12 protein-coding genes and 1 pseudogene are annotated in these 14,119 nt (G+C 60.6%); 7 read left to right on the top strand and 6 right to left on the bottom strand.

All coding sequences use genetic code 11. From position 1 onward, the window contains the following. Nucleotides 1-10: 10 nt before the first annotated feature. From A9971_RS15035 to A9971_RS15025, 3 genes are read left to right on the top strand one after another with little or no spacing between them, the layout of a single operon-like run. A complete protein-coding gene (locus A9971_RS15035; protein WP_019094736.1) occupies nucleotides 11-2,218 on the top strand; it encodes an FUSC family protein in 2,208 nt (735 codons plus the stop codon). After that, nucleotides 2,208-2,408: a DUF1656 domain-containing protein gene (locus tag A9971_RS15030; RefSeq protein WP_007930063.1), complete on the top strand. Its 201-nt coding sequence runs from the start codon at nucleotides 2,208-2,210 to the stop codon at nucleotides 2,406-2,408. Before A9971_RS15035 ends, A9971_RS15030 begins: the two co-directional genes overlap by 11 nt. Nucleotides 2,409-2,418: 10 nt before the next feature. Further along, nucleotides 2,419-3,279, top strand: a complete 861-nt coding sequence (locus A9971_RS15025; protein WP_053149108.1) for an HlyD family secretion protein — start codon at nucleotides 2,419-2,421, stop codon at nucleotides 3,277-3,279. 201 nt (nucleotides 3,280-3,480) lie between these two features. Here A9971_RS15025 and A9971_RS15020 read toward each other — a convergent pair whose 3' ends face one another. From A9971_RS15020 to A9971_RS15005, 4 genes are all read right to left on the bottom strand, one after another. Beyond that, a complete protein-coding gene (locus tag A9971_RS15020; RefSeq protein ID WP_259652357.1) occupies nucleotides 3,481-4,506 on the bottom strand; it encodes a sel1 repeat family protein in 1,026 nt (341 codons plus the stop codon). A gap of 231 nt (nucleotides 4,507-4,737) precedes the next feature. Continuing rightward, nucleotides 4,738-5,766, bottom strand: coding sequence for a sel1 repeat family protein (locus tag A9971_RS15015; RefSeq protein ID WP_125062798.1), 1,029 nt, complete (start codon nucleotides 5,764-5,766; stop codon nucleotides 4,738-4,740). Nucleotides 5,767-5,942: 176 nt separating this feature from the next. Next, nucleotides 5,943-6,767 (bottom strand): SDR family oxidoreductase, encoded by an 825-nt coding sequence (locus tag A9971_RS15010; protein ID WP_041116054.1) that lies wholly within the window; start codon nucleotides 6,765-6,767, stop codon nucleotides 5,943-5,945. A gap of 36 nt (nucleotides 6,768-6,803) precedes the next feature. Then, nucleotides 6,804-7,268 (bottom strand): hypothetical protein, encoded by a 465-nt coding sequence (locus A9971_RS15005; RefSeq protein WP_015634229.1) that lies wholly within the window; start codon nucleotides 7,266-7,268, stop codon nucleotides 6,804-6,806. 422 nt (nucleotides 7,269-7,690) lie between these two features. On the opposite strand from A9971_RS15005, the gene A9971_RS15000 reads away from it, so the two are divergent. The 4 genes and pseudogenes from A9971_RS15000 to A9971_RS14985 form a co-directional block, all read left to right on the top strand. Next, entirely contained in the window at nucleotides 7,691-8,191 is a 501-nt protein-coding gene (locus A9971_RS15000; protein WP_183001359.1) for a YhfG family protein, read from the top strand. 256 nt (nucleotides 8,192-8,447) lie between these two features. Beyond that, nucleotides 8,448-9,731: an AAA family ATPase gene (locus A9971_RS14995; RefSeq protein WP_179598036.1), complete on the top strand. Its 1,284-nt coding sequence runs from the start codon at nucleotides 8,448-8,450 to the stop codon at nucleotides 9,729-9,731. Next, on the top strand, nucleotides 9,728-10,312 hold the full coding sequence (locus A9971_RS14990) for a hypothetical protein (RefSeq protein WP_179598034.1): 585 nt from the start codon (nucleotides 9,728-9,730) through the stop codon (nucleotides 10,310-10,312). The genes A9971_RS14995 and A9971_RS14990 overlap by 4 nt, the downstream gene beginning before the upstream one ends. 15 nt (nucleotides 10,313-10,327) lie before the next feature. Then, nucleotides 10,328-10,777: pseudogene (locus A9971_RS14985) on the top strand (Fic/DOC family protein); the annotation flags it as partial. Between the two features lie 604 nt (nucleotides 10,778-11,381). On the opposite strand, the gene A9971_RS14980 reads toward A9971_RS14985, so the two are convergent. Continuing rightward, the gene (locus A9971_RS14980) at nucleotides 11,382-11,657 is read right to left on the bottom strand and encodes a short-chain dehydrogenase (RefSeq protein ID WP_183001360.1); all 276 of its coding nucleotides are present in this window, start codon (nucleotides 11,655-11,657) and stop codon (nucleotides 11,382-11,384) included. A gap of 828 nt (nucleotides 11,658-12,485) precedes the next feature. Beyond that, a complete protein-coding gene (locus A9971_RS14975) occupies nucleotides 12,486-13,937 on the bottom strand; it encodes a mannose-1-phosphate guanylyltransferase/mannose-6-phosphate isomerase (RefSeq protein WP_015634232.1) in 1,452 nt (483 codons plus the stop codon). Nucleotides 13,938-14,119: the final 182 nt, after the last annotated feature.

Here is a 14,119-nt window from a genome sequence, read left to right as displayed (position 1 = left end):
GCAGGCACCCATGACTTCCTTGCCCGCACCTTTGCGCTGGCTGTACTCCCTTGAATGGCGCCGGGGTTTCTTCGACTGGGCGCGCAGCGACGGCGTGACCTGGGTCTATATCTTCAAGGTCCTGGCCGCCGCGTTCCTCACCCTGTGGCTGGCCATGCGCCTGGAGTTGCCGCAACCGCGCACGGCGATGATCACCGTGTTCATCGTCATGCAGCCGCAGAGCGGCCAGGTGTTCGCCAAGAGCTTCTACCGCTTTCTCGGCACCCTGGCCGGCTCGGCGGTGATGGTGGCGCTGATCGCCCTGTTCGCCCAGAACACCGAGCTGTTCCTCGGCTCGCTGGCGATCTGGGTCGGCATCTGCTCGGCCGGCGCGGCGCGCTACCGCAACTTTCGCGCCTATGGTTTCGTCCTCGCCGGCTACACCGCGGCCATGGTCGGCCTGCCGGCCCTGGCCCATCCGGAAGGGGCCTTCATGGCGGCGGTGTGGCGGGTACTGGAGATCTCCCTGGGGATTCTCTGCTCCACCCTGGTCAGCGCCGCGATCCTGCCACAGACCGCCAGCGCCGCCATGCGCAACGCCCTGTACCAGCGCTTCGGGGTGTTCGCCCTGTTCGTTACCGACGGCCTGCGCGGGCGCAGCCAGCGCGACAGCTTCGAAAGCAGCAACGTGCGCTTCATCGCCGAGGCCGTGGGCCTGGAAGGGCTGCGCAGCGTCACCGTGTTCGAAGACCCGCACATGCGTCGGCGCAACGGCCGCCTGAGCCGCCTGAACAGCGAGTTCATGGGCATCACCACGCGCTTCAACGCCCTGCACCAGTTGCTCGAACGCCTGCGCAGCAGCGGCGCCGATCACGTGGTGGCGGCGATCAAGCCCGGCCTGCAGGACCTGGCGGAACTGCTGGACGGCTTCTCCGGCCGTGCCCTGACCAGCCCCGATGCGGCGCGCCTGGCCACGGCCCTGGCGGCCTACAAGGCCGAGCTGCCGGCGCGGGTGCGCAGCCTGCGCACGGCCTTCCAGGAGAGCGGCCCGAGCGACGCCGAGCAGCTGGATTTCCACACCGCCTACGAGCTGCTCTACCGCTTTGTCGACGAGATGCACAGCTACGCCCAGACCCACGCGTCCCTGGCCGACCACAGCCACGAGCGCGAGCGCTGGGACGAGCCCTACACCCCGCAGACCAACTGGCTGGCCTGCGCCGCCTCGGGCATCCGCGCGGCCTTCGTGCTGGTGGTGCTGGGCAGCTACTGGGTGGCCACGGCCTGGCCCAGCGGCGCCACCATGACCCTGATCGCCGCCGCCACCATCGGCCTCTCGGCGGCTACGCCGAACCCCAAGCGCATGGCGTTCCAGATGGCCTGCGGGACTTTCATCGGCGCCCTGGTGGGCTTCGTCGAAATGTTCTTCGTGTTCCCCTGGATCGACGGCTTCCCGCTGCTGTGCCTGATGCTGGCGCCGGTGATCGTGCTCGGTTCGTTCCTCGCGTCCAGGCCCAAGTACGCCGGGGTCGGCCTGGGCTTGCTGATCTTCTTCAGCACCGGTTCGGTGCCGGACAACCTGACCATCTACAACCCCTACACCTTCATCAATGACTACATCGCCATGGTCATGGGCATGCTGGTCTGCGCCGCGGCCGGGGCGATCATCCTGCCGCCCAACAGCCGCTGGCTGTGGCGGCGCCTGGAGCAGGACCTGCGCGGCCAGGTGGTGTACGCCATCAGCGGCAAGCTCAAGGGCCTGGCGTCGAGCTTCGAGAGCCGTACCCGCGACCTGCTGCACCAGGCCTATGGCCTGGCGGTGGGCCAGCCCAAGGTGCAGAGCGAGCTGCTGCGCTGGATGTTCGTGGTGCTGGAAGTCGGCCACGCGATCATCGAGCTGCGCAAGGAGCAGGCGATCCTCCCGGTGCACCCGGCCTATGCCGAATCCCAGCCCTGGCGCCAGGCGATCCGGGTCATGGGCCGCTCCCTGGTGCGGCTGTTCCTGCAGCCCAGCCAGAGCAACCTGGAGCGCGGCCTGATCGCCGTGGACCACGCCATCAGCCGGGTCCAGGCCACCGACGAGCCCTTTGCCCCGCACTTCGACACCTCGGCCCTGCGCCGGGTCAAGAGCTACCTGCACTTCATCCGTACTTCATTGCTCGACCCGCAATCGCCGCTGGCGGCCTATGCCGTGGCCAAGCCAACGGCGCCTGCACCCCAAGGACTTGACCATGCCTCGTGAAATCGCCTTCCACGGCGTTTACATGCCCACCATGACCCTGATGTTCTTCATCGCCGCGGCCCTGGCCTGGGCCCTGGACCGGTTCATTTCCGGCTATGACCTGTATCGCTTCTTCTGGCACCCGGCGCTGCTGCGCCTGAGCCTGTTCTGCTGTCTGTTCGGCGCCATGGCGCTCACTGTCTACCGTTGAGACCCCCGCAATGAAAAAGTTTTTCAGCCTGCTCGCCACCCTGCTCGTGCTGGCCCTGGCCCTGTGGATCGGCCGTACCCTGTGGGAGCACTACATGTACACCCCCTGGACCCGTGACGGCCGGGTGCGCGCGGACATCATCAACGTCGCCGCCGATGTCACCGGCGAAGTGGTGGACGTGCCGGTCAAGGACAACCAGCTGGTGCGCAAGGGCGATCTGCTGATGCAGATCGACCCCGAGCACTACCAGATCGCGGTCAAGCAGGCGCAAGCGCTGGTGGCGTCGAAGAAGGCCACCTGGGAGATGCGCAAGGTCAACGCCCGGCGTCGCGCCGACATGGACAACCTGGTGATCTCCAAGGAAAACCGCGACGACGCCGGCAACATCGCCGACTCGGCCCTGGCCGACTACCAGCACGCCCAGGCCCAGCTGGAAGCGGCGCAACTCAACCTTGCGCGCACCCAGGTGCGGGCGGCGGTGGATGGCTACGTCACCAACCTCAACGTGCACCGTGGCGACTACGCACGCATCGGCGAGGCGAAGATGGCGGTGGTCGACATGAACTCGTTCTGGGTCTACGGCTTCTTCGAGGAAACCAAGCTGCCCCACGTGCGCGTCGGGGATAAGGCCGACATGCAACTGATGAGCGGCGAAGTGCTCAAGGGCCATGTGGAAAGCATTTCCCGGGGCATCTACGACCGCGACAACCCGGAAAGCCGCGAACTGATCGCCGACGTCAACCCGACCTTCAACTGGGTGCGCCTGGCCCAGCGCGTACCGGTGCGCATCCATATCGATGAAGTGCCTGAAGGCGTCATGCTGGCGGCCGGCATCACCTGCACCGTCATCGTCAACCCCGAGCCTTTGTAGGCGCCACCCTATGTAGGAGCTGGCTTGCCAGCGAAGGCGCCGGCATGGGCGATGCAAGGCTCGCGGGCCTCTTCGCCGGCAAGCCGGCTCCTACGAGGGAGGCATTGGTTGTAGGAGCTGGCTTGCCAGCGAAGGCGCCGGCAGGGGCGATGCAAGGCTCGCGGGCCTCTTCGCCGGCAAGCCGGCTCCTACAGGGGGCGGTTATTTGTAGCTTTTGTCCATGATCGCCTGGGACTTCTTCGCCGCAGCTTCCAGGCCGTCGTTGACGTTGTTGATGGTGGCCACCAGCTTCGGGTTCTGCAGCACGTCGACACCGGGGTAACGCTGCTGGGCCAGGCGCGAGACGATGATGTACTGGGTCACCGCGTAATGCAGCTTGAACTGGCCGCTGTCCCGGGCCTTGGCGATGGCCGCCTTGACGAAGGCCTGGCGCTCGGCCGTGGTCATGCCCTGGAACAGGTCGGGGAGATCGAAATGGATCTCGGCCGAGAAAATCGCCACTTCTTCATCCCGCGCCTCGTCGTACATCACCTGCTTGCTGGTCACCCGCGCCTTCAGCTCGCCAAAGCGCTGTTCGCCTGCGGCCAGTTGCTCTGGGCTCATCTTGCCTTTAAGGGCATCCAACTGGCTGGTGTCTTCGGTGTTGTCGATGACCTTCAGCCAGGCGTAGGCCTTTACCAGGTCGCCGGACTCTTCGGCGGCGTCGGCCAGGCTCTGCTGCGGTTCCGGGTTGCCGTGCAGTGCCGAGCGTTCCAGCCAGCGCAGGGCCAGGTCCCGGTCCTTGGGGATGTCCTTGTCGCCGAACCAGTAGGTGGCGTACATGCCGTACTCGGCGCACCAATCGTTCTGCGAGGCGGAGTAGGCGATGTAGTTGAAGGACTCGCGGTCGCGCTCGGCCTTGGGCTTGTCCGTTTCCTGATCGGTGGTGGTGGACAGGTAGCAGAAGGCCCGGGTGTAGTGCGGCGCGGCCATGGCGAAGCAGCTCTTGGCGTTCGCGTAGTCCTCGATCTCGTTCAGCTTGTAACCGGCGCCGTACAGCACATCCGCGTCCATGGCCGGGTTGCAGTACTCGTTGGCGCTGACCTTGGGCAAGACGCTGTCCAGCGTCAGCTTGGGCAGGGTGTCATTGAGTTCGGGGCGTTTCGGTTCGGTGTTTTGCGCAGGCGTGGAGGCGCAAGCCGCCAGCAAGACAGCCAAGGCCAGTGGCAGCGCGTTGAACAATTTCAATGGATATTCCCTGATCGGCGAATGAAAAAAGACGCGCATGAAATCAGGCAGGGACGGCAAAGGAGGGGAGCGTGAGCAGTTCCGTGCTTGGGTGTCGGCGCCAGCGATTCCATGCTGCTTGAGCGCGGGCGCTCAAGACCGCGGATTCTACTGGGTTTGAGAGGACGCACAACCGAAACCGCAGCAGCTGTCTGGCTGCGGCTGCAAAAGCAGTTGCGCCTGCCGCTCCAGTTATGGCGTGCGCTTGGCCAGGAGGGTTTTGGCCTTGGCCACGCTGTCTTCCACGCTCAGGTCATCGTCCTCCAGCACGGCCTGCAGCGCCGGGTCTTGCCACAGGTCCACGGCCGGCCCGGTGCTTTGCACCAGGCGGGAAATCAAGGCGTAGGCCACCAGCTGGCCGCGGGTGTGGAACTTCGGGTAGCGGTCCTGCATGTCCACCAACTGGGCGACGAAAGCATGCTGTTGCTCAGGCGACATGCCCGCGAACACCTCCGGGTAGTCGTAGTAGATATCCCCTGTGCCCAGGAGGATGACGTTCTGGCGCAGCGCCTGCTCAAGATCCTGTTTGGAGGGGAGCTGGCTGAGCAGCCGGGTGTAGTGCTGTTCGCCTTCGGCCATCTGCTGAGGGCTCATCTTGCGTTTCAGCGCTTCGAGCGCTTGGGCGTCATCGAGGGTTCGGGCCCAGGCGTAGGCCAGCGGGAAATTGTCCTGCTCGCTGCTGCGCAGCATCTCTTGTTGCGAGTCCTCGTCGCCGTGCCGAGCGGCGCGTTCCAGCCAGGCCATGGCCAATGCCTTGTTCGCCGGCTGGTCCAGCTTGCCAAGGTTGTAGATGTCGTACAGGCCCGCTTCCGCGCAGGATTCATTGTGCTGGGCGGCGTAGGCGATGTAGTTGAAGGCTTCGCTTTTGTCATAGTCCTTCTGCCTGGAGCCGACAATCCCGCCCAGGATGCACAGGCTCATGGTGTCGCGGGGGGCGGCCATGATCAGGCAGCCGCGGGCCATTTGTATGGCCTTGCTCGCCAGCAAGGTACGGCTTGCGCCATGGAGTACCTCGTCCTCATTCATCAGTCGGATGCCGAGGCCGACCAGCCGTTCGCTGTCCATCTCCGGCGAGCAGTACGGGTTGGCCTCGACCTTGGGCAGGATCTGTTCCAGGCTCAGCTCCGGCAGGGTGGCATTGAGTTTTTCGTCCGGTGACGAGGCATGGCAGCCCAGCAGCAAGGCGAATAGGGTCAACGTCAGCGCACTACGATATTTCAATGGGGCAGATCCTTGATTGGCGAATGAACAAAGGCGCACTGCGCCACCGCTGTAGGAGCTGGCTTGCCAGCGAAGGTGGTCGCAAGATTGGCACTCGGCTCGCGGGCCTCTTCGCCGGCAAGCCGGCTCCTACGGGAGGCACGTGGTACACCCTGGATGGCTTGCGTGCGTGGGGATCAGAGCCTGGCGCTCAGGCCGAAGCGCTTCATCAGTCCCTTCTCCAGCAGACCCTTGGGCAGCAGGTTGGCCAGCAGCGGCAGGGCGCGGCTGCCATTGCCCAGCCGTACCAGGCGTGGCGGATTGTCCTGCTGCACCGCCTTGAGCAAGCCGGCGGCGAATTCGCTGGCCGGGGTCGGCTTGTCCTGGGAGGCCTTGGCCCGGGAGCGGATGCCCTCGCGCAGCGGCCACCAGGGCGATTGTTCGTTGAGCAGCTGTTCGGCTTCATGCCCGGCATTCTTGGCGAAGCTCGAAGCAATGGCCCCGGGCTGCACTTCCATGACCCGGATGCCGAATGGCGCCAGTTCCATGCGCAGGGCATCGCTCAAGGCGTGCACTGCGGCTTTCGAGGCGCAGTAGGCACCGGCAAAAGGCGTCACCAGCACCCCGGACACACTGCCGATGTTCACCACCAGGCCGCGGCTGCGGCGCAGCACCGGGAACATCGCCCGTGTCACCCCGACCACCGAGAACACATTGGTTTCGAACTGACGTTGCATCGCTTCCACGCCGCCATCGAGCAGCGGGCCCATGGCGCCGTAGCCAGCGTTGTTGATCAGCACATCGAGGCCGCCGTACTGCTGGTTGATCTCCTCGCCCAGGGCGCCCAGGGCCGGGCCGTCATTGACGTCCAGTTGCACGGCCTTGAAACCGGCCGCTTGCAGGGCAGAGACGTCCTCGGCCTTGCGGGCGGTGGCGAGCACGGTGAAACCGGCGCCCTTGAAGGTGTCCGCCAGGGCGCGGCCGATGCCGCTGGAACAACCGGTGATCAACGCTACGGGCATGGCGCGGTCCTTGTGCTGGGTGAGGGAGGGGGTGAATCAGTCGGAGAAACTACCCTGTAAACGCTCGGCGCGAAACTCCAGGGTTTGCGGGCGATAGCCGGGGCGCAGCGGCGGCAGGGGCAGGCAGTCCTGCCAGTTGGCGCCGGCCTGCAACTCGCCGGGGCCACGGTAGCGCGGGGCGCTGTACTGGTTGTCGGCGAGGTTGACCGTATCCCCCGGCGCATAGGCGGCGACCCGCCAGCGCAACTCCACCAGGGGCACCTTGTTGCCGTTGTTCAGCTTGACCTGCAATGGACGGTCGGCGGGGCAGTGCTCCGGCGCGTAGCTCAGGCGCAACTCCAGGCGCGCCAGTTGCTGGGCTTCGCGGTTGTCCAGCCAGACCACCCAGCAGGCCACCAGGGCCAGGCCGAACGCGGCAGCCAGGGACACGGGGAGGGCTTTGGCGGGGTAGCGCAGAAGCAGGATCAGCCAGGTAATGACCAGCAGAACGCCGATGAACATGACGCGAGCCTCGGGGAAAAGGAGGGGACATCCTACCTAAGCGTAGGTGGGGTTGGCGATGGAGGATGGCTGTTGTGACGTTATCCACAGGCCAGGTTTTGATGGGGGCGTTAGGGACAACAGAAGGTCTGTTAAAGCGAATTTATGCCGATAGTGGACATCATGTGGTCCACTCTGGTGCCCGCCCGAGCAGGTGGCTGGCATGCTCCGGGGTCATCTATCCATTTCTGGAACACCTTTACCGGGACTGGAAAATGCTCAGGTTCTCAGGGCTGCAAACATCGAACGAGGCGAATGCTAGCTGAAGGGGTGGGCTCCGCTTTTGACTGTGAAGAGTGCTGGTACCAAGGACGAGACGTGCCCGTGGTGGCGATCTATGAGGTGTATAATCTCCGGGCTTTGGCATCAATCATGGGGCGATGATGGACGTATCACTGCAGCAGATTTTGCAAACTGCACAGATCAGCGATCTGAAGAAGCTGGGGACGTTTCTTGAGGTCAAACGCTTTGTCGAAACTCAGCTTCATCTGAAATTAGGGGCAAATGGCTGGAACTCTTTGTTTTTGAAGTTAAAGCGCCTGAGTGCCCAGGCAGAAGAGGGGCGTGAATGCGCACGTGCACTCAGTGATGCGTTGCCCTATCCGGCCGTGCGCAATGAAGTTTCAAAAAGAATCGGCTTCAGGATGTGCGCCAGGAATGTTGCAAAACTTAGAGGTGCTTTGTCCCTGTTGTCGAAATGCGCTGCTCGTCCTGCGTTTGATCCTTATGAGCGTTTCGAAAAGAACAAGCTTAAAAACTTTGTCAGCAGTTCAAGACTGGAAGGCATAGATATACCGATCTTCGACGAAAAAGCGTCGTTGGAAAAAATCTTGGCCAAGCATGGAAGACCGTTGAATGATACGACTGGCAGTCGCACTCAGTAGTGACGGCCCGCAGAAAAGGACTCTAAACGGACGTCGGCTACTTCCGATGCAGGCTAGCGATCCATCCCCCCATCTGCTACGGCTGCGAGCACTATCAGCTTGCTCGCCTCGTATCGAGATCAGTAGTCGGCCGCGTCCAGCAGCTTCGATTGAGTTTGTTTTCTCCAAAGATTAAGACCGTTTCGGGATCTATCGTAGATGAGTAGATTTTTTCGCATTAAACTCCCTACCTATCTATCACTCCGAGACCAGACATATGCTGAAGTCCTTGCACCTGAAGGGAGTTGGTCCGGCCAACGAGCTAGGTCCCATCCAATTTTCTGAACGACTAAATTTTATTACTGGCGATAACGGCCTCGGAAAAAGCTTCATCTTGGACACCGCTTGGTGGGTGTTAACTCGAACCTGGGCGAGAGACTCTGTTGCAACCCCTCGCGAGTCATTCAAAACACCAAGCATTAGCTTTGAATACAGCAAGGTCACGGCTGGAAATAAACATGGCGAGATCTTCTTTAAGAACGGTCTCTGGCCACAACCAAAAGCGAGACCTGCAATCCCTGGCGTAGTTATTTATGCCGGTGTCGATGGGAGCTTTTCCGCATGGGACCCTGCCAGGAATTACTGGAGCAACGCAGAGGAAGAACAAGAAGAGAAGATTCGGGCATTCAATTTTACACCGAATGAAGTTTGGTACGGCGCAACGTCGGAGAAGGGCACAAACATCTGCAACGGGCTAATTGCTGATTGGGTGCGCTGGCAACAAATAGCGCCAGATACTACCTTCAAAGAATTGACTAAAGCGCTTGATGCCCTATCACCTTCAGGGTTAGAGAAACTTGAACCAGGACCTCCTAGATACCTAGGGGCAATTGATGAGACTTTATACCCGACCCTTAGAATGCCGTATGGCGAAGATGTTCCTTTAACGCATGCTTCAGCTGGTATGCGCCGCATTGCCGCTCTGGCCTATTTAATTGTATGGACCTGGAGCGGACATCAGCGGGCGTGCAAAATTAGAGGTATAAAGCCTGCAAAAGAAATCATTTTTCTTATTGATGAAATTGAATGCCACCTTCATCCGCAATGGCAAAGGCGAATTGTCCCAGCCCTTTTAGACGTCATGAAAGTCATGACCCGAGAAAAGGTTTCGGTTCAATTAATCGTTGCAACACACTCTCCCTTGGTGCTTGCGTCGGTAGAACCCGCATTTGACGAATCAAAAGACTCTGTATTCCACATTCGTTTGAGCGATGGACAGGCAGTGATTGAACCAGAGGTTTGGGCAAAGCAAGGTGACGTTGTCAACTGGCTAGTATCTGATACTTTTGGGATGCAACAAGCACGATCCGTAGAGGCTGAACGTGCGATTGAAGCTGCCGAGGCATGGATGCGCGGAGAACTCACAGATCTACCTGATAAATTAAATACAGAACGTAAAATTCACAACGAACTTATTCGCGTTCTACCTGGCGGGGACCACTTCTGGCCGCGCTGGATTGTGTGGACAGAGAAAAATAAAACTAAAGGATCGGTAAAGTGATTCCTATCCCTAACCCTATCGAGGAGCCGTCAAAATTTGACGAGCGATGCAGAAAAGCTGGAGCGGCTTGGCTAAAGGATAACCCTAACTGCGAACGCCCGACGGATAAGTGGACACCTTTTCGCCATGCATTAGCCGACGGTTTTTCGAATCGTTGTGCCTTTGGAGCAATGTATATCCCTAGCGGCACTGTTGATCATTTCGTCAGTTGGAAAGAAGATAATTCTCTAGCGTATGAGTGGGCGAACTTTCGATATGTCGAAGGGTGGGTAAATTCCTCGAAAAACAAAAAGGAAGCCTCCCTAGTCCTAGACCCCTTCGTAGTGGGTGAAGGATGGTTCGAAATTTTACTTCCATCAATGCAGCTTGTGGCTACTGATCTTATTCCCGATGAATTTAAAGAACTGGCAAAAAGCACCTTGGAAAAGCTTCCAATCCGAGACGACGAGCGAATACTCCGAGTCCGCCGAGAGTGGTACAGAATGTATGAGGAGGAGGAGCTTACCCTCGAAGGACTGAGAAAAAAGGCCCCTCTTATCGCAGCAGCGGTTGAGAAAAAGAATGCGCAAGATGGTGGCTAATCCTCGCAAATCCAGGTTCGCTATGTTGCTCCGCCCTACAGCCTGGAGAATTTCAAGCTGCTGCATCGACAGTTGTTTTCCGACCTCTATGCCTGGGCGGGAGAGATAAGAAATGTTGATATCTCCAAGGGCGGAACGCGTTTCTGTAACTGCGGAAGAATCGAGGTGGAAGCCCTGAAGATTTTTTCCAATCTTCAAGAAAACAACTGGCTGAGTGGACTTGAGCGAAACGATTTCTGTGAAAAGTTGGCGGAATTCTACTGCGAGCTGAACATGATTCATCCGTTTCACGAGGGCAATGGCCGAGTCCAGCGGATCTTCTTTGAACACCTCGCGCTATCGGCAGGTTACGAACTGGACTGGGAAGAGGTCAGCCAGGATGAGTGGCTTGAAGCGAATATCAATGGCGTCTATGTGAACTACACGCCCATGGCAGAGATCTTCAAGCGCATCGTCACTGCCTAAAACCTCCTATCGAAGTTGGCCGCAATGGCCTGCTGGTTCTCGCGTGCTACGGCGTGCCGCCATCCTGAACATTCCCAACACCCGTGGCTTGGACATAAACGGCGACGCCTTCGTCGTTGCTGCGTGTCGAACCCGGACTAGTCTTTGAGCGTCGCAGCACACTCAGCGAGCGGGCTTGGTAACTCGTTCTGATACAGGCGCAACAGCGCCGCATTTCACTTGTGCAATGGTAGCTGTGCGTGGGAGGGGGCGTCCCTGCCGGGTTCCTGTATCTCCGGTTTACCAACCTGCACGCAGCTGCCACCCCTCCGCTTGGTAACCCGTTTTGATGCAGCTGCAGCAGCGTCCCATTTCGCTATTGCAGGCGGGTTGTGCGCCTGCGCATTCGTGCAATGGCAGCTGTGCGTGGAAGGGCTTCGTCCCTGCCGGGTTCCTGTATCTCCGGTCGACCAATCCGCGCACGGCTGCCACCCACAACAGGGCTGCGCATCTTCTGGCGAAGATGGGGACGGCAGTGATCGATGAGGCGGGTTCTAGATGAAGGAGAGGGGTCAGGCGTGCCGATCGTTCCCCCGTGTTTTAAGGGGAACGATCACAGGGCGTTTTAGTTCAGGTACTGACTGCCACGAATCCGCCGCCCCAACACGTCCAGCAGATCACAACCATCGCGCAACAGAATGGCGCTGGCGTGGGCGATCTGTGTCAGGTCGCTGGCATCGGCGTGGCGGTTGTCCATGTGCACGATGCTTTCCATCAGTTGAGTCACCGCGAGGATGCGGTAGGCGGCGCTGGCATGCAGTTCGTCCAAAGGCGCGCGGGTGTCGATAAACAGGGTGGGCGTGGAGGATTCGTTGCTGGTTAGCGCGATACGGTCCGTCATGGTGTGTTGCTCCGTGAGTTATCAAGAGCTGCCATCGGCTCGCCGTCAAACGAGTTGGGTGGCAACTGTACGCAGGTTGACGGACCGGTCTCACGTAACCCGGCGCACCCAAAGGTGCCCCACGTACAGGTGCCATAACGCAATGCTGCAGGCACAGGTGTGCCCGAGCGTAGAGATGAGGCAATGCACGTCGTGAGAGATGTTGTGGGCCGTCAAACCCGATCACGAATGAGTCGTGACAGGCGCGAGGATAGGGAGCGAGAAGAGGGCGGTCAACCCGATATGTGTAGCCTTGAACGACCTTTTGTATCCACAGGTGGCTGTTGATCTGGCTTGCCGCTTGCCGCTTCTTGCTGCCTCTACTGATCGCTGCTTCTTGTAGCCGCTGCCGCAGGCTGCGAACGACCGCGCAGCGGGCGCAGGGGGCTTGAGATCGCTGAAGGTCCTTCGGCCCTTTTCGCAGCCTGCGGCAGCGGCTACAAAAAAGCCCCCTGTCCAAGCGCCTGCGGATAGGGGACGCAGGCACCTGGAAAGGGGGAGCACAAAGGTCTGCTAGCACGACTCCCGGCTTTACGACTGCTTCTACTGATCGCTGCTTCTTGTAGCCGCTGCCGCAGGCTGCGAACGACCGCGCAGCGGACGCAGGGGGCTCAAGACCGCTGAAGGTCCTTCGGCCCTTTTCGCAGCCTGCGGCAGCGGCTACAAAAAAATCCCCCTGTCCAGGCGCCTGCGGATAGGGGACGCAGGCGCCTGGAAGGGGGGTGAAAGGACTCGCTGATAACGGCGCTCTGCCTTTGCTCGCAGCTTGCCGCTTGAAGCCTGTCGCTGTTACTGGGCGATGGTCTTCACTGAGACGCCACGTTCCACCGGGGTGGAGCGGCCGTAGATATCTTCAAACCGCTCGATATCGTCTTCGCCCAGGTAGCTGCCCGATTGCACTTCGATGATCTCCAGCGGGATCTTGCCCGGGTTGCGCAGGCGGTGCACCGAGGCAATCGGGATGTAGGTGGACTGGTTCTCGGTGAGCAGGAACACGTTCTCGTCACAGGTGACTTCGGCGGTGCCGCTGACCACGATCCAGTGTTCGGCGCGGTGGTGGTGCATCTGCAGGGACAGGCAGGCCCCCGGCTTGACCGAGATGTGCTTGACCTGGAAACGCCCGCCCATGTCCACCGAGTCGTAGGAGCCCCACGGACGGTAGACCTCGCAATGGTTCTGGGTCTCGCTGCGGCCCTGTTCGTTGAGGGTGTTGACCATCTGTTTCACCCCTTGGACCTTGTCCTTGTGGGCGATCATCATGGCGTCCTTGGTTTCCACCACGACGATGTTTTCAAGGCCGATCACCGACACCAGCTTGCCGTTGCCGTGGATCATGCAGTTGCGGCTGTCCTGGATCACCACATCGCCTTTGCTGACGTTGCCGTTGGCGTCTTTTTCATGCACGTCCCACAGCGACGACCAGCAGCCGACATCGCTCCAGCCAGCGGTCAGGGGCACCACGCAGGCGCGCTGGGTCTTCTCCATCACCGCGTAGTCGATGGAGTTGTCCGGGCAGCAGGCGAAGGTGGCTTCGTCGATGGTCACGGTGTCCGGGTCCTGCTGGCTGCGCTCCAGGGTCAAGAGGCAGGTGTCGTAGATGTCCGGGTCGTGTTTCTTCAGCTCTTCGAGGAAGCGGCTTGCGCGGAACAGGAACATGCCGCTGTTCCAGAAATAGCCGCCGGCCTGGACAAACTCGGTGGCGCGTTTTTCGTCGGGTTTTTCGACGAAGTGCGAGACCCGGCTGACCCCCTCCGGGAGCAGTGCATCGTTGGTGGACTTGATGTAGCCGTAGCCGGTTTCCGGCTTGGTCGCCGGGACCCCGAACAGCACCATTTCGCCACGCTCGGCGGCCACGGTGGCCAGGGCCAGGGCTCGTTGCAGGGCTTTCTGGTCGTCCAGGACGTGGTCGGCGGGCAGTACCAGCATCAGCTCGTCGCGGCCTTCGTTGACCAGCATCATCGCGGTCAGGGCCACGGCCGGGGCGGTGTTGCGGCCGAAGGGCTCCATGAGGATGCGTTGGGATTCGAGCTTACGCGCCGCCAGTTGCTCGTTGACGATAAAGCGGTGGTCCTTGTTGCAGACCACGATGGGGGTATCCATGCCTTCGAACACCAGGCGCTCCAGGGTCTGCTGGAACAAAGTGTGTTCGCCGGTCAGGGCGAGGAACTGCTTGGGGAATTGCTTGCGCGAAAGCGGCCAAAGACGTGAGCCGCTACCACCTGACAAGATCACCGGAATCATGTTGTTACTCCTTCAAACATCGTATGGGTTAGAGCTACTGCGTTCTGTCGTTTCACTCTTGTTTTTGTTGCGTGCCCGGATGCGCTGCCCACCTTCTGTAGGAGCCGGCTTGCCGGCGAAGGGGCCCGTGAGGACGCTTTCGCTGGCAAGCCAGCTCCTACGAGAGGCGGGGAGCAGCCTTC

Origin of the sequence: Pseudomonas sp. UME65 (assembly GCF_014170225.1) — a bacterium.
Classification (GTDB): domain Bacteria; phylum Pseudomonadota; class Gammaproteobacteria; order Pseudomonadales; family Pseudomonadaceae; genus Aquipseudomonas; species Aquipseudomonas protegens.
Note: the sequence above shows the minus strand (reverse complement) of the source record. Positions and strands in the feature narration are given on the sequence as shown.

Bases quoted from the DNA above. Each gene is read 5' to 3' on its own strand.
- A9971_RS15025 (WP_053149108.1), top strand. From the start codon at position 2,419: ATGAAAAAGTTTTTCAGCCTGCTCGCCACCCTGCTCGTGCTGGCCCTG.
- A9971_RS15035 (WP_019094736.1), top strand. From the start codon at position 11: ATGACTTCCTTGCCCGCACCTTTGCGCTGGCTGTACTCCCTTGAATGG.
- A9971_RS15000 (WP_183001359.1), top strand. From the start codon at position 7,691: ATGGACGTATCACTGCAGCAGATTTTGCAAACTGCACAGATCAGCGAT.
- A9971_RS14980 (WP_183001360.1), bottom strand. From the start codon at position 11,657: ATGACGGACCGTATCGCGCTAACCAGCAACGAATCCTCCACGCCCACC.
- A9971_RS15005 (WP_015634229.1), bottom strand. From the start codon at position 7,268: ATGTTCATCGGCGTTCTGCTGGTCATTACCTGGCTGATCCTGCTTCTG.
- A9971_RS15030 (WP_007930063.1), top strand. From the start codon at position 2,208: ATGCCTCGTGAAATCGCCTTCCACGGCGTTTACATGCCCACCATGACC.
- A9971_RS15010 (WP_041116054.1), bottom strand. From the start codon at position 6,767: ATGCCCGTAGCGTTGATCACCGGTTGTTCCAGCGGCATCGGCCGCGCC.
- A9971_RS14975 (WP_015634232.1), bottom strand. From the start codon at position 13,937: ATGATTCCGGTGATCTTGTCAGGTGGTAGCGGCTCACGTCTTTGGCCG.
- A9971_RS14995 (WP_179598036.1), top strand. From the start codon at position 8,448: ATGCTGAAGTCCTTGCACCTGAAGGGAGTTGGTCCGGCCAACGAGCTA.